Origin of the sequence: Candidatus Symbiopectobacterium endolongispinus (assembly GCF_018777385.1) — a bacterium.
Taxonomy (GTDB): domain Bacteria; phylum Pseudomonadota; class Gammaproteobacteria; order Enterobacterales; family Enterobacteriaceae; genus Symbiopectobacterium; species Symbiopectobacterium endolongispinus.
Genome location: NZ_JAFJYB010000003.1, coordinates 678,051 through 700,083, shown reverse-complemented (window position 1 = coordinate 700,083; position 22,033 = coordinate 678,051). Strand labels below are relative to the sequence as shown.

General features: G+C 53.5%; 10 protein-coding genes and 11 pseudogenes. 11 read left to right on the top strand and 10 right to left on the bottom strand.

Annotated elements, in window-relative coordinates; all coding sequences use genetic code 11:
- Positions 1-149 precede the first annotated feature (149 nt).
- The 5 genes and pseudogenes from JZM30_RS15000 to fabI all read left to right on the top strand — a co-directional run bounded on the left by JZM30_RS15000 (position 150) and on the right by fabI (position 5,154).
- Positions 150-1,204: pseudogene (locus tag JZM30_RS15000) on the top strand (linear amide C-N hydrolase).
- 310 nt (positions 1,205-1,514) lie between these two features.
- Positions 1,515-2,405: pseudogene (sapC, locus tag JZM30_RS14995) on the top strand (putrescine export ABC transporter permease SapC).
- Between the two features lie 15 nt (positions 2,406-2,420).
- Positions 2,421-3,397: pseudogene (gene sapD / locus JZM30_RS14990) on the top strand (putrescine export ABC transporter ATP-binding protein SapD).
- Positions 3,397-4,199, top strand: a pseudogene (sapF, locus tag JZM30_RS14985) (putrescine export ABC transporter ATP-binding protein SapF). The pseudogenes sapD and sapF overlap by 1 nt, the downstream one beginning before the upstream one ends.
- A 166-nt stretch (positions 4,200-4,365) precedes the next feature.
- Positions 4,366-5,154, top strand: coding sequence for an enoyl-ACP reductase FabI (gene fabI / locus JZM30_RS14980; RefSeq protein ID WP_252319614.1), 789 nt, complete (start codon positions 4,366-4,368; stop codon positions 5,152-5,154).
- A 57-nt stretch (positions 5,155-5,211) separates the two neighbouring features.
- Here fabI and JZM30_RS14975 read toward each other — a convergent pair whose 3' ends face one another.
- Entirely contained in the window at positions 5,212-6,117 is a 906-nt protein-coding gene (locus JZM30_RS14975; RefSeq protein WP_252319691.1) for a LysR family transcriptional regulator, read from the bottom strand.
- A 271-nt stretch (positions 6,118-6,388) separates the two neighbouring features.
- On the opposite strand from JZM30_RS14975, the pseudogene JZM30_RS14970 reads away from it, so the two are divergent.
- From JZM30_RS14970 to JZM30_RS14960, 3 genes and pseudogenes are all read left to right on the top strand, one after another.
- Positions 6,389-8,699 (top strand): annotated as a pseudogene (locus JZM30_RS14970) (FdhF/YdeP family oxidoreductase).
- A gap of 197 nt (positions 8,700-8,896) precedes the next feature.
- Positions 8,897-10,834: an exoribonuclease II gene (locus JZM30_RS14965; protein ID WP_252319613.1), complete on the top strand. Its 1,938-nt coding sequence runs from the start codon at positions 8,897-8,899 to the stop codon at positions 10,832-10,834.
- A gap of 258 nt (positions 10,835-11,092) precedes the next feature.
- Positions 11,093-13,158 (top strand): annotated as a pseudogene (locus tag JZM30_RS14960) (carbon starvation CstA family protein).
- A gap of 68 nt (positions 13,159-13,226) precedes the next feature.
- Here JZM30_RS14960 and JZM30_RS14955 read toward each other — a convergent pair.
- Positions 13,227-13,805: pseudogene (locus JZM30_RS14955) on the bottom strand (YczE/YyaS/YitT family protein).
- 140 nt (positions 13,806-13,945) lie between these two features.
- Here JZM30_RS14955 and yczR point away from each other — a divergent pair.
- Positions 13,946-15,369: pseudogene (gene yczR, locus JZM30_RS14950) on the top strand (MocR-like transcription factor YczR).
- A 2-nt stretch (positions 15,370-15,371) separates the two neighbouring features.
- Here yczR and araD read toward each other — a convergent pair.
- Positions 15,372-16,068 (bottom strand): annotated as a pseudogene (gene araD, locus JZM30_RS14945) (L-ribulose-5-phosphate 4-epimerase).
- 328 nt (positions 16,069-16,396) lie between these two features.
- Between araD and JZM30_RS14940 the strand changes: the two are divergent.
- Positions 16,397-16,589, top strand: a pseudogene (locus JZM30_RS14940) (osmotically-inducible lipoprotein OsmB).
- Between the two features lie 42 nt (positions 16,590-16,631).
- Here the strand turns inward: JZM30_RS14940 and yciH are convergent.
- The 7 genes and pseudogenes from yciH to pgpB form a co-directional block, all read right to left on the bottom strand.
- Complete coding sequence (yciH, locus tag JZM30_RS14935) at positions 16,632-16,958, bottom strand: stress response translation initiation inhibitor YciH (protein WP_252319612.1); 327 nt, start codon at positions 16,956-16,958, stop codon at positions 16,632-16,634.
- Entirely contained in the window at positions 16,955-17,680 is a 726-nt protein-coding gene (gene pyrF, locus JZM30_RS14930; protein ID WP_252319690.1) for an orotidine-5'-phosphate decarboxylase, read from the bottom strand. The genes yciH and pyrF overlap by 4 nt, the downstream gene beginning before the upstream one ends.
- A 234-nt stretch (positions 17,681-17,914) precedes the next feature.
- Complete coding sequence (lapB, locus tag JZM30_RS14925; protein ID WP_252319611.1) at positions 17,915-19,084, bottom strand: lipopolysaccharide assembly protein LapB; 1,170 nt, start codon at positions 19,082-19,084, stop codon at positions 17,915-17,917.
- A 12-nt stretch (positions 19,085-19,096) separates the two neighbouring features.
- On the bottom strand, positions 19,097-19,402 hold the full coding sequence (locus JZM30_RS14920) for a LapA family protein (RefSeq protein ID WP_252319610.1): 306 nt from the start codon (positions 19,400-19,402) through the stop codon (positions 19,097-19,099).
- 113 nt (positions 19,403-19,515) lie between these two features.
- Positions 19,516-19,734, bottom strand: a complete 219-nt coding sequence (locus tag JZM30_RS14915) for a hypothetical protein (RefSeq protein ID WP_252319609.1) — start codon at positions 19,732-19,734, stop codon at positions 19,516-19,518.
- 43 nt (positions 19,735-19,777) lie between these two features.
- Positions 19,778-20,101 (bottom strand): hypothetical protein, encoded by a 324-nt coding sequence (locus JZM30_RS14910; RefSeq protein ID WP_252319608.1) that lies wholly within the window; start codon positions 20,099-20,101, stop codon positions 19,778-19,780.
- A gap of 173 nt (positions 20,102-20,274) precedes the next feature.
- A pseudogene (gene pgpB, locus JZM30_RS14905) lies at positions 20,275-21,042 on the bottom strand (phosphatidylglycerophosphatase B).
- A 309-nt stretch (positions 21,043-21,351) separates the two neighbouring features.
- Between pgpB and ribA the strand changes: the two are divergent.
- On the top strand, positions 21,352-21,951 hold the full coding sequence (ribA, locus tag JZM30_RS14900) for a GTP cyclohydrolase II (protein ID WP_252319606.1): 600 nt from the start codon (positions 21,352-21,354) through the stop codon (positions 21,949-21,951).
- Positions 21,952-22,033 lie beyond the last annotated feature (82 nt).

The window sequence follows — 22,033 nt, the reverse complement described above, 5'->3', positions numbered from 1 at the left end:
ATGTTGCTGTAACTTGTGCTGATTTAGCGCTATGATAGAGAGTGATTAAAATAGACTCTCAGCCATAGCAGCGGAGATACTTAATTGATATCATTATTGTTTTTAATCATAAGGAGTATCTTGAATGAAAAAAACACCTTCTTTATTTTATGTTCCCTCTGTTCTTATCTGTACAATTTAATGCGGAGTCCTGTACCAGCCTGGCTATTCTGGATACAAACAACAATTTATACCATGGCCGTACGCTTGAGCTCACGACATATATCCCTTCTTGGGTAACCTATTATCCGGAAAACACGGTTTTCCAGAAAAAATGCCCGACGGTAAAAATGGTGTTCGTTATCAGTCTCATTATAAAATACTAGCCATCAGCACCAAGGTATATGGTGATGTTGATATTTATAACATTTCCAAGGGATGAACAGTGGGGGGCTTTCATTCAGTGCCAATATGATAAATAGCGCTGAGCTTGATAATTTAAAACCCCAATGAATATAAAGATGCCATCCCTGTCACCGCGATAGGAGAATGGGCTTTATCTCAATTTTCAAGTGTCAGCGAAGTAAAAAAAGCTGTAGAAAAGACGAAATTCCGCGCCCCGGTCATTAAAGGATTTGGTGATATTAAAGCCCCATTTCATTATGCTTTCTATGATAAAAATGGCGGCAGTATAGTTGTTGAAGTAGTTGACGGTAAGTTGAAGGTTTATGATAACCAGACTCGAGTTATGATAAATGGACCTGATTTCTCTTGGTACTTGCAGAATCTGAATAACTATACACAACTAACCAACGTTGATCGTTCTCACTCAACGTTTGGGAATATGCCAGTCAGTCAACCCGACAGCGGTATTGCCATTTCGGCACTGCCCTCTTCAGACACCTCTGTAGGTCGATTCATTCGTGGTGTATTTTATACGACCTATGCACAAAAGCCGGCAAATTCGCAACTCGCAATGAATACACTAGCGCATATTATGAACAGATTTGACCGTATTAAAGTTATTACTGTGGATGAGAGAAATGTGCAGGGTGAGGCGAAAACGCCACAAACAGAATATAACGTATGGACAAGTTTGTCTGACCTTAAAGAAGGAAAGTTGCTGGTTAAAGGATATACAGATATTAACTACACAGAATTTTCTTTTGATAAAATCAAAGGGAAGAATAAGCCATTTTTTGAAAGGATAAATGTGGGGCAGTAAACAGTATTCAGGGAGTCCGCGACGCGGGTTATAACCTCCGGTGCTCCAGGTTCGAAATTGCTACCTGTGTTCTCTTGCCTGCGACAGTGATATAGAAGGATAATCACCTATGCTTAACGCTACGGACTTCTTTCCTCAGCGCTATCGGTAAAAAGGCTGCGCCACAGGAAATCGCGAGCCTGACATTCAGCCCGTGTAAATCAGAGATTACCTCTACTTTGTCTCGGTACTTTTCTGACACAAGGTAATGATATGATTGATATAAGTAGAGTAACACCACATGCATCAAGAGCAGTCCAAGTGAAATCATATGCCCTTCGATAACGTTTACAGTGAAAAGCGCCTGCCCAGCCGCGTGCGGGATATCTGGCAATTTTTCCATCGCGATACGCTGGCGATGATTGGGCTGTACGGCTTTTTGGCGCTGCTGTTTCTGTGTCTGTTTGGCTCTGCTATCGCCCCTTATGCCGTCGATCAGCAATTTCTGGGCTATCAATTGCTGCCGCCTTCCTGGTCACATTACGGGGAAGTGTCCTTCTTTCTCGGTACAGACGATCTGAGGCGCGATCTATTAAGCCGGTTATTGACCGGTACTGCGGCGACCGTCGGTTCAGCGTTGATCGTCACCTATGCGGCGGCGTTCTACGGCATTGTGCTCGGCACATTAGCTGGCGTAACGCACGGCCTGCGTTCCGCATTATTAAACCATATCCTTGATACGTTGCTGTCAATACCGTCATTGCTGCTGGCTATCGTGGTGATCGCCTTTATCGGCCCGGATTTGACGCACGCTATGCTGGCCGTGTGGCTGGCGCTGCCGCCGCGTATGGTGAGAACGCTCTACACCGCCGTGCACGATGAGATGGATAAGGAATATGTGATCGCCGCCCGATTAGACGGCGCATCAACCCGCTATATCATTTGGTACGTGGTGTTACCCAATATCGGGCCGGTGCTGGTGTCCGAGTTTACCCGCGCGCGCTCTATCGCCATTCTAGACATTTCAGCACTGGACTTTCTCGATCTGGGCGCTAAAATGCCAACACCCGAATGGGGCGCCATGTTAGGTAATTCGCTGGAACTGGTTTATGCCGCGCCCTGAACGGTGATGTTGCCGGGTGTAGCCATTACCCTCAGCGTACTGATTGTGAATCTGCTGGGCGATGGCATCCGCCGTTCCCTGCTGTCACAAATGGATTAATGGCGGAGACGAACCATGGCACTACTCGATATTCGTAATCTGACCATTGAATTCCTTACGCCTGACGGTCCGGTCAAGGCCGTCGATCGCGTCAGTATTACCCTGACCGAATGGGAAATCCGCGGCCTGGTGGGAGAATCGGGATCGGGCAAGAGTCTTATCGCGAAAGCCATCTGCGGCGTAACCAAAGATAACTGGCGGGTGACGGCTGACCACTTCCGCTTTGATGATATCGACTTGCTGCAACTCTCACCCCGTGCACGGCGTAAGCTGGTGGGCCACAACGTGTCGATGATTTTTCAGGAGTCTCGATCCCTCCGAGCACATAGGCAAACAGCTGATGCTTGCCATTCCCGGCTGGACCTACAAAGGTCGTTGGTGGCAACGCTTTCAGTGGCGCAAACGCCGCGCCATCGAACTGTTGCACCGGGTAGGCATTAGGGATCACAAAGATATCATGCGCAGTTACCCCTATGAATTGACGGAGGGTGAATGCCAGAAGGTAATGATTGCCATCGCCTTGGCGAACCAGCCGCGTCTGCTGATCGCCGATGAACCGACTAATGCGATGGAATCGACCACGCAGGCGCAGATTTTCCGGCTTCTGTCGCGACTGAATCAAAACAATAACACCACCATTTTATTGATCAGTCATGACCTGCAAACCATGAGTAAGTGGGCCGATCGCATCAACGTGCTTTACTGCGGACAAACGGCGGAAAGCGCGCCAAGTGAAGAGCTGATCACCGCACCACCCTTACACCCAGGCGCTGATCCGCGCCATGCCCGATTTCGGGCGTTCGGTGCCGCACAAAAGCAGACTCAACACGCTGCCGGGCGCTATTCCGTCACTAGAGTATCTGCCGGTAGGCTACCGTCTCGGTCCGCGTTGCCCCTACTCGCAGAAAAAATGCATGCAAACACCACTGTTGGTATCGACCAAAAATCACTGGTTTGCCTGCCATTTCCCGCTTAATACGGAGGAGCAATGATGGATGACATTCTGCTCGAAGCGCGCAACCTGACCAAAACGTTCCGCTACCGCACCGGGTTATTTCACCGCCAACACGTTGAAGCTGTGAAATCCGTGAGTTTCACGCTGCGTGAACGGCAGACGCTGGCGATTATCGGTGAGAACGGCTCCGGTAAATCGACCCTGGCGAAAATGCTGGCGGGGGTCATCCCACCGACCTCCGGTGAACTGCTGATTAACGATCATCCTTTGTGCTACGGCGATTATCGCTTCCGTTGCCAGCAGGTGCGCATGATTTTTCAGGACGCAGGCAATGCGCTCAACCCACGCCAGCGTATTGGCCAACTGCTTGATATGCCGCTGCGGTTGAATACCACATTGAACGGTCACGAGCGGGAAAAATGATCAACCAGACGCTGCAACAGGTAGGCCTGCGCCCTGATCACGCCTACTACTACCCGCAGGCGCTGGCACCCGGCCAAAAACAGCGCGTGGGATTGGCACGGGCGTTGATCTTGCAGTCCAAGGTGATCGTGGCTGACGAGGCACTGGCCTTGTTAGATATGTCGATGCGCTCGCAAATCATTAATTTGATGTTGGAACTTCAGGAAGAACAAAGCATCTCCTATATTTATGTCACTCAGCATCTGGGCATGATGAAGCACATCATGGTAATGCATGAGGGTGAAGTGGTCGAGCGAGGCAGCACCGCAGACGTGCTGGCCGCGCCGCTACACGATTTGACCAAACGCCTGATTGCCAGCCACTTTAGCGAAGCGCTCAGTGCCGATGCCTGGCGCCGTGACGGCGCGCAGTTTTAGCCGGATTCGCCAGCGCGACATCGTGGCAAACGCGCGGGCGATACTGCTCGGAGTACCCCACGGGGGGCAACCATGCTAGAATCGCCCGGTTTACTCACTTCGAACGCCCTGATTAACGCATTCTGTGCGGGCGTTCGCAGCAACTATAATCACAAGGATTACTGCTATGGGTTTTCTAACCGGTAAGCGCATTTTGGTAACTGGTGTTGCCAGTAACCGCTCAATTGCATTCGGTATCGCACAGGCGATGCAACGCGAAGGCGCTGAACTGGCGTTTACGTACCAGAACGACAAGCTGAAATCGCGTGTTGAAGGCTTCGCACAAGAGCTGGGTTCCAGCATCGTACTGCCGTGCGACGTTGCGGAAGATGCCAGCATTGAAGCGCTGTTTGCCGAACTGGCTAACGTATGGCCGACCTTTGACGGTTTTGTCCACTCCATCGCGTTCGCTCCAGGCGACCAACTGGATGGTGATTACGTCGACGCCGTGACCCGTGACGGTTTCCGCGTTGCGCACGATATCAGCTCCTACAGCTTCGTGGCGATGGCAAAAGCCTGCCGCGCCATGCTGAACCCGAACTCCGCGCTGGTAACACTCTCCTACCTCGGTGCCGAGCGCACTATCCCGAACTACAACGTGATGGGTCTGGCCAAAGCCTCTCTGGAGGCCAACGTTCGCTACATGGCTAACGCCATGGGCGCGCAAGGTGTGCGTGTTAACGCCATTTCCGCTGGCCCCATCCGCACGCTGTCTGCGTCTGGCATCAAAAACTTCAAGAAAATGCTTTCCCACTGCGAGGCGGTAACGCCTATCCGCCGTGTGGTCACCATTGAAGACGTAGGCAATACGGCTGCTTTCTTGTGCTCGGATCTGGCTGCTGGTATCTCCGGTGAAGTCCTGCACGTGGATGGCGGCTTCAATATCGCTGCCATGAATGAGCTGGAACTGGATTAATTTCCAACCGCTATCGGTAAAAACCACCGGCATTCGGTGGTTTTTTTTCGTCCCAACTCAACCTGCGTTTTCTGCCAGCCACGTTTGTGCGAAAACAAAGAAATTTTGTGCCAGGGCAGTAACCTTGCCAACTGGGGCCACAACCAGCGCCGCCTGACGCTGCATTGGTGGCAGTGTGAGTGGGCGAAAACGCAGTGCGGGTGTCATTTCCGGCAACAGGCTCCCTTGAGGCACGACGGCACAGCCCAATCCTAAAAAGACGCTTTGCATCAATTGCATCACCGAGGTACTTTCCACTTTGACCTTCGGCGTCACACCTGACTCACGAAAGTGTCCATCGAGATAACGCCGAAAATAGCGGCTGGGCTCAACCAGACACAGCGGCACATCCGCCAAATCCGCTAATGCCAACGGCGTCTCTCCGACCATCTGTGGGAATGCTTGCGGGTGGTAAACCAGCGAAATCTCACTGCGGTGTACGGGAGCCGCCTGAAAAGCCAGCTCTTTGAGCGTGGTAAGCTCGAAAAATCCCAGACCGATATCAACCGTGTGGGTATTGAGCGCTTCAAGAAGTTGGTCCGCACTGAACAAGGAGACCTGATAGTCGAGCTGTGGGTAGATCTCATGAGCAGCGGCCAACAGTTGCGCCAGCACCATTCCCGATTGCGGCACCGCACCAATGCGCAATACGCCGCCCACGCCACGCTTAAGCGACGCCACTTCCAACTTCAATCCCTGATAAATCGAAACGATTTCACGCGACCAGACCAAAACGCGCTCACCCTCCGCCGTGAACCATTCAAAATTGTTACCGCGATTAATCAGCGCCAAATCGAGCTCGCGCTCCAGGTTTTTCAGCCGCATAGAGAGCGTGGGCTGGCTGACGAAACTGGCCTCCGCCGCACGTCCAAAATGGCGCTCTTTCTCAAGATTGCACAGGTAAATAAGCTGTTTGATGTCGATGATGTCGCTTCCTGTCTGGCATACGTTAAGGGGAGCGTCCCCACAGAAATGACAGTGAAACCAATTTCGCCGTACACCGCAAGTCATTCGCCTATAAGGGGTTATAAAATGTGAAATATACCAAGCGCATAAACTCAATAGCCTTTCTTAATCGCGCCATAGCCACAGTCGATTAGACGATCGACGCGCTCACTCTTAGACTGGCCACACATCGCAAATATTTAATATAAAATTTACATAACACAAACATTCAACACCTGCGGACACCACCATGAAATTCAAACCCGCCATCAAACCATACCAGAGCGCAGCAGGTGGTTGGGGCTCTTTAGAAGCCACAACCAGTTTTGTGCTCGACAGCAAGCAAGCGCTGAAAAATATTCGAAACTTGCTCCGTGTCAATAAATCAAAAGGATTTGATTGTCCCGGCTGCGCCTGGGGTGACGATAACAGCAGCACCTTCAGTTTTTGCGAAAACGGAGCCAGGGCCGTGAGCTGGGAAGCCACGCGTAAAGCCATCGATCCGGCGTTCTTTGCCGCCCACAGCGTGAGCCGACTGCGCCAGCAGAGCGACTATTTTCTCGAATATCAGGGACGGTTGACCCATCCGATGCGCTATGACCGCGCCAGCGATCGCTATGTACCGATTGAGTGGCGGGACGCTTTTGCGCTGATCGCCCGGCATCTCCATGCGCTGTAACACCCCAATCAGTTAAAACTGTACACCTCGAGACGGGCCAGCAACGAAGCCTCTTACCTGTATCAGCTGTTTGGTACCAATAATTTTCCCGACTGTTCCAATATGTGCCACGAGGCCAGCGGTACCGGTTTGAAGCAAAGCATTGGCGTCGGTAAAGGCACCATCCGCCTTGAAGATTTTGAACATGCCGATGCCATTTTCGTATTCGGACAAAATCCCGGCACCAACCATCCGCGTATGCTCCACAGCCTGCGTCATGCCGCCGATCGCGGCGCGCACATCGTGTCATTCAATACGCTGCGCGAACGCGGTCTGGAACGCTTTACCAATCCGCAAAACCCGTTGGAGCTGCTGACACCGCTGTCCGGCACCATCAGCGAAACCTACCTGCAACCCCATCTCGGCGGCGATATGGCCGCAGTGCGCGGCATGGTCAAAGTCCTGCTGGAAACCCACCGTCAGCGTCTGACACAGCAGCAACCGGGGTTGTTTGACAGTGCGTTTATCACCAGCCATACCGCCAACGTTGAGGCGTATCTGGCGGTGGTGGATGCCACCACATGGTCCGAGATTGAAAAGCAATCCGGTTTAGGCGAAGCGAAATTACGCGCCGTGGCCGATATTTATCAGCGCTCGCCGCGCGTCATTTGCACCTGGGCCATGGGCGTAACACAGCATAAACATTCCGTTGCCACCGTGCGGGAGATCGTCAATCTGCAACTGCTGTTTGGTCAGTTAGGCAAGCCTGGCGCAGGGCTATGCCCGGTGCGCGGACACAGCAACGTGCAGGGTAATCACACCATGGGCATTGATGAGAAACCGAGTCAGGCGTTTCTCGACAGCCTCGGCGCGCACTTCGCTTCCCCCCCCCCCCCCCCCCGCGCCAACCCGGCCATAATACCGTTGAAGCGCTGGAAGCCATGCTGCGCGATGAGGTGCGCGTGTTGATCGCTTTGGGCGGTAATCTTGCCGCCGCAGCACCTGACTCGCCGCGTACCGAAGCCGCATTGCAGCACTGTCAGCTCACAGTACACATCAGTACCAAACTCAACCGCAGCCACCTGATTACCGGTGAGCAAGACGCGCTGATCCTGCCGACACTGGGACGCACCAAGCGCGACGTCCAAGCCAGCGGCCCGCAGTTTGTTACCGTAGAGGATTCCTTTAGCATGGTGCACGCCTCGGAAGGTGTGGGCTACCCCCTGTCAGAACAACAGCGCTCTGAGACCGCTATCGTCGCCGGCATTGCCAATGCCACGTTGGGCAACCAACCGGTGGATGGGCTGGCACTCGCGGGAGATTATTCACTGATCCGTGACCACATCGCTGCCACCCTGCCCGGCTTCAACGATTTCAACGCCCGTTGCGAACAGCCCGGCTGGTTCTATCTGGGCAATGCGGCGGCTGAGTTACGCTTTAACACCCCGAATCACAAAGCCAACTTCTGCGCCGCCGAACTGCCGAAAACCCTGTTCCCACAGCTTGGCACGCAACAGGCTCCTTTTACCCTGCAAACCCTGCGTTCGCACGATCAGTACAACACCACCATTTATGGTCTTGATGACCGCTATCGCGGCGTTTACGGGCAACGCGAGGTGCTGTTTATCAATCCGCAGGACATGGCTGCACTGGGGTTGGCTGACGGTGACGATGTGGATATCGAGACGCTGTGGAACGATGGCATCACACGTAAGGTGAGTGGATTTCGCCTGGTCAGCTACAATATTCCTCGCGGCAATCTGGCCGCCTATTACCCGGAAACCAATCCGTTAGTACCGCTCTCAAGCGTAGGTGTGAAACCTTTACACCGACCTCAAAATCGGTGCCCGTGATCATAACCCGCAGCCAGCGCGATACAGAAACTGAGCGACGTATCGCCTGATATACTGGCGTCTCGGCACTGGCCGGGACGCCTGCGTTCCACTTCCGTTACGCGATGCATTAGCGGTTATTCTCAAAACGCGAAGATTGCTCTCATTGATATACATCACGCTTGCCGCCAGCACGGGTTTCGCGTAAAACTGTCTGCCATTCATTAGTGTCGTTAATAACCGCATCTGGACATCTCTTTTACTCATTATGTTTCAAGATAATCCGCTGCTTGCCCAGCTAAAACAGCAACTTCACTACCAAATTCCGCGTGCTGAAGGCGTAGTGAAAGGCACTGATAAAGGGTTCGGCTTTTTGGAAGTCGACGCACAAAAAAGCTACTTTATTCCACCACCGCAGATGAAGAAGGTGATGCATGGCGATCGTATCGTTGCGACGCTCCACTCCGATAAAGATCGTGAAATCGCAGAGCCGGAATCCCTGATTGAACCCTTTTTGACGCGCTTTGTTGGCCGCGTGCAGAAAAAGGATGACCGTTTTTCCATCCTGCCCGATAATCCGCTGTTGAAAGAGGTGATCCCCTGCCGTACCGGACGCGACGTCAATCACACCTTTCAGGATGGTGATTGGGCCGTGGCGGAAATGCGTCGCCATCCGCTCAAAGGCGATCGCAGCTTCCATGCTGAATTAACGCAATACATCACCACCGGCGACGATCCGCTGGCGCCGTGGTGGGTGACGTTGTCACGTCATAATCTTGAACGTACTGCGCCAGAAATGGACAGCGAATTGACACTCAATGACGGCAATCTGACGCGCGAAGATTTGACCGCACTGACCTTTGTTACCATCGACAGCGCCAGCACCGAAGACATGGACGATGCGCTGTATGCCAAAGACAACGGCGACGGCACGCTGGAACTCACGATCGCCATTGCTGACCCTACCGCCTATGTGGAAGCGGGCAGCACGCTGGATAGGCTGGCGCGTCAACGTGCGTTTACCAACTACCTGCCGGGATTCAATATTCCGATGCTGCCGCGCGTGCTTTCCGACGATCTCTGCTCGCTGCGCGCGCAGGAGCGCCGCCCGGCAGTGGTGTGCCGCGTCACCGTCGCGGCCGACGGTACGCTGGGCGATGATGCGCAGTTCTTTGCCGCTTGGGTAGAATCCAAGGCCAAACTGGTTTACGACAACGTTTCAGACTGGCTGGAGCAACAGGGGGAATGGCAGCCGGAGAACGATGCCGTTGCCGAGCAAATCCGTTTGTTACACCGCATCGGTCTGGCCCGCAGCGCTTGGCGTGCCACCCATGCGCTGGAGTTTAAAGATCGTCCTGATTACCGTTTCCTGCTCGGTGAGCAGGGCGATGTGCTGGATATCGTGGTTGAGCAACGTCGCATCGCTAATCGTATCGTCGAAGAAACCATGATCACCGCCAATATCTGCGCCGCACGCATGCTTAAAGAGAAGCTTGGCTTCGGCATTTACAACGTGCACAACGGTTTCGAGCCAACTCAGGTCGATCAGGCCGTGACGGTGTTAAGCAACAACGGCATTGAAGCGGACGCTGCTGCGCTGTTGACCCTGGACGGCTTTTGCAAACTGCGCCGAGAGCTGGATGCGCAGCCGACGTCATTTTTAGACAGCCGCATTCGCCGCTTCCAAACCTTCGCCGAGGTTTCCACTACGCCAGGGCCGCATTTTGGTTTGGGGCTGGATGCGTATGCCACCTGGACCTCACCCATCCGCAAGTTTGGCGACATGATCAACCATCGCCTGCTGAAAGCAATTATTTGCCGACAGCCCGCTGAGAAACCGCAAGATGACATCACGCAACAAATGGCGGAGCGCCGTCGTTTAAACCGGATGGCCGAGCGTGACGTCGGTGACTGGCTGTATGCTCGTTTCCTGAAACAGAAAGCCGGGACTGATGCCCGCTTCCGCGCCGAGATCATCAATGTGACGCGTGGTGGTCTGCGTGTACGTTTGCTGGACAACGGTGCCGTTGCCTTTATCCCGGCTTCGTTTATTCACGCAGTACGCGATGAGTTAGTCAGCAGCCAGGAAACGGGCACGGTCTCCGTCAAAGGTGAAGTGGTCTACCGCCAAAGCGATACGCTAGATGTGGTATTGACCGACGTGCGCATGGAAACGCGCAGTATCATTGCCAAACCCGTAGCATAAACTTCTGGTGTCGCCAACCTGCGGGTTGGCGACACCGATTTTCTCCGCATCAGATTCTCCCTGCCCCTATCATCATTAGCCAAAACTGAATTTAATTTACAAAAATTCACTCTTGCTCACACTTTCTCATCTGCACCTGCCGCGCATCACGCTGAAATACACTATGTTTTTAAGGGTTGCGCCGTTTGCCATGGCGCCACGCCCTAAAAGCCAGCAAAACTCTCGCCCCATTAGTTGGGTAACGAAGGAGCCGTTGTCATGAATAATGTCAAGAGTATAGTGATCTGGCTGTTGGTCGCTTAGCGGGGGCTATCGCCTTCGCGATGCTGGCCTTAAGCCGTGGAGAGCACGTTAATGCCGTGTGGTTGGTCATTGTCGCCTTATCCTGCTACAGCATTGCCTACCGCTTTTACAGTCTGTTTATTGCTAAAAAAGTGTTTGAACTGGACGACCGTCGTGTCACGCCAGCTGAGCGTCACAATGACGGGTTGGATTATGTTCCCACCAACAAGTGGGTGTTGTTTGGTCACCACTTTGCCGCTATCGCCGGGGCTGGTCCGTTGGTTGGTCCGATTCTCGCCGCGCAGATGGGCTTTCTGCCGGGCACCATCTAGATTTTGGTCGGGGTGATGTTCGCCGGTGCGGTACAAGATTTTCTGGTCCTGTTTATCTCGACGCGCCGCGATGGCCGTTCGCTCGGGGAAATGGCAAAACAAGAGTTAGGCACCTTTGCGGGCGTGGTGACGATGCTGGGTGCACTGGGTGTGATGATAATCATCCTTTTCGCACTGGCACTTGTGGTGGTCAAAGCTCTGGCACACAGCCCCTGGGGAGTATTTACCATTGCAGAAACCATCCCGATTGCGCTGTTTATGGGCGTCTATATGCGTTTTCTGCGCCCTGGCAAAATAGCTGAAGTCTCATTGATCGGTTTTGTGCTGATGATGATGGCCATCGTGTACGGCGGCGACATTTCTGTCCATCCGTACTGGGGTCCCTTCTTCACCCTGCAAGGTACCACGCTGACCTGGGCGCTGGTGATTTACGGCTTTGTCGCTTCGGTGCTGCCAGTATGGCTGCTGTTGGCCCCACGCGACTATCTTTCTACGTTCCTGAAAATTGGTGTTATTGTCGGTCTGGCTGTAGGTATTGTGTTCGCCACACCAGAACTGAAAATGCCGTCTGTGACACGCTTTATTGACGGTAGCGGGCCGGTGTTCTCCGGTAGCCTGTTCCCCTTCCTGTTTATCACCATCGCTTGCGGTGCCATCTCCGGGTTCCACGCGTTGGTCTCCAGCGGTACCACGCCTAAGCTGATTGAACGCGAAAGTCACATTCGCATGATTGGTTATGGTGCGATGCTGATGGAATCGTTTGTGGCGATCATGGCGCTGATTTGCGCTTCAGTTATCGATCCGGGCGTCTATTTCGCCATGAACTCACCGTCTGCACTAATCGGTACCACCGTTGAACAAGCCTCACAGGTGATCAACGGCTGGGGCTTTATGATCACACCGGAAGCTCTGAGTGAAATAGCCAAAGACGTGGGCGAAGCCTCTATTCTGTCACGTGCCGGTGGGGCACCTACCTTTGCGGTAGGTATGGCGCATATCATCACCGAAATCTTTAACAGTCGGGCCATGATGGCATTCTGGTATCACTTCGCCATCCTGTTTGAAGCGCTGTTCATTTTGACTGCTGTCGATGTCGGTACCCGCGCCTGCCGTTTCATGGTGCAGGATCTGGTCGGCCTCGCCATTCCCGGTATGGGCAAGAGCCACTCCTGGCTGGGTAACATTGCGGGCACCACGGTGGCGGTTGCCGGTTGGGGATTCTTTGTCTATCAGGGCATTATCGATCCTCTCTGTGGGATTAACACCTTGTGGCCGCTGTTTGGTATCGGGAACCAGATGCTGGCTTCTATGGCGCTGATTCTTGGTACCGTTGTGCTGTTCAAAATGAAGAAACAGCGCTACGCCTGGGTAACTATACTGCCGATCATCTGGCTGTTTATCACTTCCATGACAGCCGGCTGGCAGAAAATCTTCCATGAAAAAGCCAGTATCGGTTTTCTGGCTCAGGCTAAACGTTTCTCGCAGGGTATTGAACAAGGCACGTTAATCGCTCCGGCCAAGACCATCAAAGATATGGAAACCATTGTGTTCAGCAACCAGATCAACGCCGCACTGTGCGGGTTCTTTATGCTGGTAGCGGTTACCATGCTCATTTCCGCCTTTTTCGTAATTCGCCGTGCGCTGGCAAGCGAGACGCCGACGGCAAAAGAAGTGGCTGTTATCTTACGTGAAGAAACAACGCACCGTTAACCGCCTCATTAACGGTGCTGTGTGCCGATGCCCGTCAGCAATGACGGGCATTTTTTTCCATTGTGATACTAGGATGAGGCCTTCGGTTGCAGGGCGCGTTCGCGCGACTGCCCGACAAAATAAGGTAAAAACAGTTGGATCAGAGGACCAATCGCAAAGGCATACACCACCGTACCCACGCCGACCGTACCGCCGAGTATCCATCCTACCACCAGCACCGTCAGCTCAATTCCGGTTCACACATAACGAATTTGCCATCCGGTACGCGCCACAGGGCCAAAACCGGCACCGATATACATGCCAGTAGCTAGCCCGTTGGTGATGACACCCCCGATCAACAGCGCCGTGCGTGCCCCGAGGTGTTCGATTTCTGGCAGTAAATCCAATCCCACATTGGTTGCCAGCCCAATCACAATAACGTTACTGATGGTCCCCAATCCTGGTCGCTGGCGCAGCGGGATCCACAGCAGCAGCACTAACGCCCCCATCAGGATGATGATGGTGCCCACACTCAGTGGCAGATGCTGCGCTAACCCGAGGTGAAACACATCCCACGGGTCCACCCCTAAATTTCCCCGGATCATCATGGCGATTGCCATGCCGTACAGCGCTAATCCCACATACAGTAACCCAAGCCGATACGTCATAGAACTTCACCCCACCATAAACCCTTCGTCACCAACAGGGTGACGTCATCAAGGAAGTTGTGTTACCTTGACGCAAAATGGACTTTATTTTAAGGTCCAGTTTATCGAAAGTGGCTTTTTAATCCGTTTGGGGGTTTGCTATGGCTGCACGGCGAATCGGCTCGGCCTCATTACAGCGTCTGCTCGGTAACTGGCAGCAACCCGAATCACGCACTCCGGCTTATCGACAGCTAGCAGATAGCCTGCGGTTGCTGATCCTGAACGGACGTTTGCCGCTGGATACCCGTCTTCCGGGCGAGCGCGACGTGGCGGAGATATTGCACATCAGCCGTACCGCAGTGACCGGCGCCTTGGCCGAGTTGCGCAGCGAGGGTTATCTTGCCAGCCGACAGGGCTCCGGCTCCCTCACAACGCTACCCATCGCACGCACTGAGCCGGATTTGGCCCGCCTGCCGTTGCCTGCGGTCGATCTCTCCTGCGCCGCCCTGCCCGCGGGTCCTGAGATCCATCAGGCCTATACCCGCGCCCTGTCTCAGTTGCCAGAGTACCTTGAACACAGCGGCTATGACGCTGCCTGGTTGCCACGGCTGCGCAGCGCGATTGCACAACGCTACAACGCACGCGGTCTACCCACTACGGCGGATCAAATCATGGTGGTGAACGGCGCAGTCAGCGGTTTTACCCTGCTGCTGCGGCTGTTGACCGGCCCGGGAGACCGCGTAATTATTGAACACCCTACCTATCCTCATGCGATTGGTGCGATAAAAGGCGCGGCCTGTCGCCCGATTCCAGTGGCACTCCCCGATCAGGGATGGGATACCGATGGTCTTGGCATCACGATTGCTCAGGCAGCTCCGCGTATCGCCTACCTGATCACCGATTATCACAACCCCACCGGTCGCTGCATGGACAGCGCCACGCGCCAAATTGTGGCGGAGATCGTGGCACGCACGCGTACGCCAATAGTGGTGGATGAAACCATGTCGGAACTGTGGTATGACGTGCCACCGCCGCTGGTCGCCTTTGATGACAGCGGGCACGTCATCATGCTGGGATCGGCTGGCAAAAGCTTTTGGGGCGGACTGCGACTCGGCTGGATTCGTGCCAGCGCCCGCACCATAGCCGCATTGATACAAATTCGCGATACTGTGGATTTGGGTTCTCCATTATTGGAACAGCTCGCCTGTGCGGAACTGTTGCAGAACGCAGAACAGATTTTACCTGCACGCCGCTCCGGATTGCGTCAGCAGCGGAACGAGACCGGTGCCGCCATCGCGCGCCAGTTTCCTGAGTGGCAGTTGAATACGCCCAGCGGTGGCCTCTGTTGGTGGGCAGAGCTGCCACAACCCGTCTCAACCATGTTGGCAGCCAATGCATAAACCTTGGGGATACGGATTGGCGCAGGACCGCGTTTTGGAATTGAAGGGGCTTTTGAACGCTTTTTGCGCGTCCCTTTTACGCTGCCAGTCAATGAAATTGAAGATGCGCTAATACGCGCATCAGACCGGTGTGGGATCGTATTGCAGCCCACCGCGTCATTTATCCACGCGGTGGTTTGATTTAAGGTTATTGCCTGTAATAGGCGTTTTTACTGTGCTTACGCAGATAGTGCTTATACAACAGTTGCTGCTGCATCGGGCCAACGTCCGGTGTCAGTTGGCGGGTAAATATGCCCATGTAGGCGATCTCTTCCAGTACCACCGCGTTGTGCACAGCGGTATCGGCATCCTTTCCCCAGGCGAAGGGGTCGTGTGCGTTGACAAGCACGGCGGGGATATCCAAAGGGGGAAAGCCGGCGTTGATGAAAGGTCTCTACAATCACATTCCCCGTTTCCCATTCATAGCGGCCGTCGATCTCCGCGTCTGTCATCAGACGGGTGCAAGGGATTGCGCCATAAAAGTAATCGGCATGGGTGGTACCAAAGGCCGGCAAATCTTTGCCCGCCTGCGCCCAAATTGTCGCATGGCGTGAGTGCGTATGCACAATGCCACCAATCTGATCAAACGCCAGATAGAGCACGCGATGTGTATCTGAATCCGATGAAGGCTTCTTGCTTCCTTCAACCACGCGCCCGGTTGCCAGCTCCACCACTACCATATTTTCGGCGGTCATCACCGGGTAAGCCACCCACGACGGTTTGATGACCATCAGCCCCTGCTGACGATCGACTGCACTGACATTTCCCCAGGTAAAGGTCACCAGGTGATGCGCTGGCAGCGCCAGATTAGCCTCCAGCACCTGCTGTTTGAGTTCTTCTAACATCATTCGCCCCCTTTCATCCGATAGGATATTGTCGGGGAGTCGGAGTGCCGCACCTATGGGCTAACTGGCTAAAAACCCTGCTACGATCTGCTGCGCATTACCGTTTATGACCGGGAAATCATTTATCACCGCGCTCACCGTTATGGTACAAACAGCATTTACGGCAAACCTCGCGCGAAGCAATTAGGATTTTTCCACCTGCCCAGAGTACTTCCGACGATTATATTGAGATAAAGAGAGATGACCGACAAGGTCAGATTAAATAGTGCAAATATCGTGTAATGCGATATTTTCCCGCAGTCGCGGGCGAAAAAATCAGGAGATCACCATGGTTGTGAAAAAAGGTTTCGTCGTTACTGCCCTTGCCGTAGCACTCGTCATGACGCTCAGCGGCTGTTCCAACATGTCCAAACGCCGCCATTGGCGCTGGGGCTGGCGCAGTCGGTGGGGCAATCCTGACCGGTTGCGGCACGCTGGGTGGTGCGGTCATTGGCGGCATTATTGGCCATCAGGTCGATTAATAGCGAGTGACAGCATGGGTCTCCCTGCTGTCAGATTCTGTATTAACCACCCGCCAGCTTAACCTTCAATCCTTTTGCTTCCAATAGCTGTTTTAGCAGATCGCGCTTATCGCCCTGAATCTCAATGGTGCCTTCTTTGACCGCACCGCCACAGCCACACTTCTTTTTCAGTTCTGCGGCCAACGCGGTCAGCGCGTCATCATCCAGATCGAGCCCCGTGATAATACACACACCCTTTCCTTTGCGCCCGCTGGTTTGCCGTTGGATGCGCACTACACCGTCGCCTTTGGCACGCGTTACCGGAGCGGGTTCTTCCTTGATGCGTCCGGTATCGGTGGAATAGACCAACCGACTGTTACTCTCACTCATGCCTGCCCTCCCACCAACAACGAATGCCGAATCTGCGCCAGCGTGTGCGCCGGATCGGCAGATTGGGTGATCGGACGCCCAATTACCATATAATCAACCCCTGCCGCCTGCGCTTGTTCTGGCGTCATAATGCGACGCTGATCGCCACTGGCGCTGCCCGCAGGGCGAATACCCGGCGTGACCAACTTGAACGCGCTACCACAAACCTGCTTCAGTCGCTGTGCTTCCTGCGCAGAACACACCACACCATCCAATCCACAATCACGGGTCAGCACCGCAAGGCGCTCAGCCTGCTGAGCCGGTGTCGCGGTGATGCCTAACGCCAGCAGATCGTCCGCCTCCATGCTGGTCAACACGGTAACGGCAATCAGCAACGGCGCATCGGCGCCAAAGGGCTGCAATGCCGCTTTCGCCGCTTCCATCATCCGCCGACCGCCACTGGCATGGACGTTAACCATCCACACACCTAATTCTGCCGCAGCCGCCACCGCATGTGCGGCCGTGTTAGGGATATCGTGAAACTTTAGGTCGAGAAAAACGTAAAAGCCGCGCTGTTGTAACGCCTTAACAAATTGTGGACCGAAAAGGGTAAACATCTCTTTGCCCACTTTCAACCGACAATCCTGTGGGTTAATGCGATCGACAAACGCCAACGCCTGATTCTGGTCAGCATAATCTAATGCGACAACGATTGGCGACGTAACGGCATGCGGTGGGGTGATGTTCGCTCATGTCGCCCTCAGTTTTGCTTGGCGATTGAATCCGTGGAGTGAGATTGGTCCGCGTATGAAAATTTTCCGCCGCATTCTACCCTTCTCTCCCGCGAAAGCCCAGCGGCCCTGCTGGACCGCGCTGCATTTCGCGCGATGTTCACCGTGAATGTGTTTTCAATAATAAGTATGTTGTAACTAAATTGCGTTTTATAAAATAGACAATAGCATAAGGCACACCCTACGCTATTGTCCGTCCAGACCACGAATCGGTTTGATGCTGGCCCATGAGCGGCATGAAGGACAGTGCCAGTATAGGGATTGCGAGGTGAAGCCACACTTCTGGCAGCTATAGCGCGGTTTGGTGCGTATCTGTTCTCCCACCATATCGCACAGCGCCAGCAAGCTCTCTTTGGCTCGACCATCTTCGGCTTCACTCAGGTGGAAATCCATCAGACGATGGAAAACACGCATTGTCGGGTGACGCTGTAACTGGCGGTTGATGTAGACCTGTGCCACCTCAGCCCCTTCTTTGCGCTCCAGGATATCCGCCAACATCAGATCGGCGCTGGCACCGGTATTCTCTTCAACACAGCGTTTGAGAAAATCTTCCCATGCCTCCGACGCAGGCAAGTTCTGGTAACAGGTTTCCAGCATCGACAGGGTTTCACTGACAAAGGCTTTATCCTGTTCCAGAACCTGCTGGAGCACCTCTACCGCAGGCGCATAGCGCTCCTGAGCGATATGAATGCGTCCCATCATGATCGACGCCCGAGCGCACGCTTTATCCGTTGCTGCACCATTTTTCAGTAGCGTCAACGCTTTATCCAGATCGTCACTGCTCATCGCTTGCAGCGCCAGTTCGCAGTAGAAATGGGCGATTTCCGTATTCAACTGCGGCTGGCCGAGTTTGACCAGTTTTTCCGCAATATCGATCGCCTTCTGCCAGTCGCTGGTAGCCTGATAGATCTGCAACAGTTGTTGAAGCGCGCTGCGACGAAAATCCTCTTCATCCACCAGTTGGGTGAAGATCTCTTCAGCACGGTCATACAGCCCGGCGGCCATATAATCACGCCCGAGTTGCTGCACCGCCAGCAGGCGCTGTTCGAACGATAATGAAGCGCTTTCCGTCAATGCATGATGCATGCGAATAGCACGGTCGACCTCACCGCGTGAGCGGAACAGGTTACCCAGCGTCAGATGCGCCTCGAAGGTGTTACTCTCGTCCTTGATCATATCAAGGAACAGTTCCACCGTTTTATTCTGCTGATTAGAAAGCAAAAAGTTCACGCCTGTCACATACTCTCGCGACAAGCGGTTGGCTTCCTGCTCCTTGTCCTGCTGCGCGCTTCTGCGGCCCATGTACCACCCGTATGCGGCGGCCACCGGCAATAACAGAAACAGCAGTTCTAACATAGAGGAGGATCCTTAGTGGGAAACAGAGGGCGCAGAGGGCGGCGTTTCGCTCCCTGTTACAGACCGTTGCTGTTCCAGGCGTTTGATTTTACGTTGCGCACGGCCGAGGGTGATGCGCAATCGCAGGTAGAATAAACCGCAGATCACCCACCCCAGCACAAACCCGACTGCAAACAGCGTAGCAAGTAGCGTGGAAACACGATATTCGCCCTGTGCCAGCAGATAGTTGAAGGTGACAACCTGCTCGTTGTGCGCCCCCAATGTAATGGAAATGATGAATATCGCCAGTACCAATAAGAAGATCAGCAAGTATTTCACGTTCTTGTTCCTGTGATATCGCCTTAACCTGATGATTATGCCAAATGTTGGCGCTAAACCCCATAGAATTATCCATTATAGCCGGAGAAAGGACGTGGCTAGCTGAGGTAGCATCAGACGAGAGCGGCAGCACCGCCTGTTTTTGAACAACCCGATAATAAAAAGCGATGATCGACAAAACGCGATTCAGGCAAAAGCAATTTTATATAGGGCAAGAACGCGTGGCGGGCTTCAGCCGGAGGCATGAAATGGCCGCTGGCATTACTCCAAAAAGTCAGCTGCTGTTGAGCAAATTTTAGCACCCCAGAGAAATGCACCTTGGTGGCATTCACAAAAGAAGAGCGTCCTTTAAGGGGGAACCTGCTTATCGGTTCTTCAGGGCATGCTAGCGCTGCGCACTGGATCTTGTAGGGCGCGTCGACAGGGATGATAATAACCGTCAATGTGTGAGGCTACCACCTCAATCGCATTGATCATGCGGTACTCCGTTCCCCACTTTTCCAACGTAAAAATTTCGGTTGGGTCGTAAGGCAATTGCACCGTTTTACCTTTGACGATAGTGTGCTGAGACACCAGGGTGACGTTCAACCTCAGATGTAAACTCTCTAGCGCATCCTGTAATGTGGTTCCATCTTTGGCGACCGCATGATTTAACGTGGCCCGTATCCCTGTTTTTATGCACCATGGGGACTTCAGCACCGTAGGAACCGGCTTCAGTTTGCAGTAATGTGTATTAGTCACAGAGACGATTTTACGTATCAGGCCGTTCACGGATATCCGTCGCAAGTGATCATAGCGGACCACGGCCCATCTGCTTGAAACACCAGAAAGGTTCACGGTATGAACCGCAATGCCTGACATCATAAGAGGGGTCACTGATGCCCCTTTTTCACGTCATCATCACTTTGCTTTTCCTGAGGCGATCGCGTTAATGGACCACACCAGCGCTGCGCCAGTGTACAAGCCAGCACCACCAACACCCAGCTCATCAGGGTCGCCGTAATCAAATCCTTCGGCCAGTGCATGCTCAACGCCAAACGACTGGCCATTAGCCCCGACGCCTACACCATCAATACCACCACTGTTTTATAGTGCCGCCGCGCCCACAACAACCCTACCGCCAGCAACGCCCAGGTTGCCGCGAATAGAGTATGCCCTGACGGGAAGGCAAAACCCGTTTCAAATTGCCAATGGGCGCGCAGCCATTCAGGTATCTGCGTCTGTGCGCTCAGTTGTTCCGCCACCAGCCGCGCACGCTTGTGGCGTGGCAAAGAATAGAAATAGCGTTCATCGACCTGATACGCTTTTTCCAACCAGACCACAAAGGGGCGCGGCTCCTGAAGCCGCTCTTTAATTAACGACTTCATGCCCTGACCTACCAGTACAGTCAGCGCCATGATTGCCAGCACGCCCAGTGCCGGTTTGAAACGAAAACGTAAGCACCACAGAAACCAGAGCGCCAACAGCGCGCTGGTCACTATCCCCCAAGGTCGCATCACCGTTTCCGTGACCCAGAACAGTCCACACAGCCACAGTCCCTGTGTTTCAGGTTGCCATTGCCAGCCGCTCAACCCTACGGCAACCGGCAATATCAGCAAAATTCCCGCACCGAGGGCAGTGCGTTTGGCAATGTCGTACATAGCTTCCCCTGTTTCACCTTTCACTCACAAACGCAGAAAAACACGGTTAAAGAGTGGATGTAAATCGCAAATTTTTCATAAATTTATCATGAAATCTCCCCGCCTTCGTCAATGGAACGTAAACTACTCCATCGTTATGTTAGTACCTGTACTTCTGTACAAACATCGTGCTGTGGCACAAACCTGATGAATACATGCAGAACACCTGCGCGGTTTGCGTTTGGTTTTATTGCACAATGGCGTTTTTACTGGTTAATTGCGTTATCCGGCAGTAGGATACGCGCAATCTTTTTGTGTTGGAGATGTAAAATGCAGCTTAAACGGGTGGCCGAAGCAAAATCACCCACCCCCTGGGGCGATTTCCTCATGGTAGGATTCGAAGAGTTAGCCACAGGACACGATCATCTCGCGCTGGTTTTCGGTGATATCTCCGGTCCAGCGCCTGTTCTGGCACGTGTCCATTCCGAATGTTTAACCGGTGATGCATTGTTCAGCTTGCGCTGCGATTGTGGATTCCAACTGGAAGCCGCATTAGGCCATATTGCTGAAGAGGGGCGGGGTGTGCTGCTCTATCACCGACAAGAAGGGCGTAATATCGGCTTGTTGAACAAGATTCGTGCCTATGCGTTACAAGACCTGGGGGCCGATACCGTCGAAGCAAATCATCAACTCGGGTTTGCGGCTGATGAGCGCGACTTCATGCTATGTGCGGATATGTTCAAGCTGTTGGGCGTGAATGAAGTACGTTTGCTGACCAACAATCCGCAAAAAGTAAAAATCCTCAACGATGCAGGCATCAACATTGTTGAACGAGTGCCGTTAGTCGTGGGACGCAACCCTAAAAATGAGCGCTATCTGGCAACGAAAGCGGCCAAAATGGGCCATATATTGGATCTCCCTCCGCGTTAATGTGTGTCTATAGCGACTTGCCGCTATCAACAACACACTGACGTTGCTATCGTGGCCTTCGGGCCCCGATATTTCCGCCCAC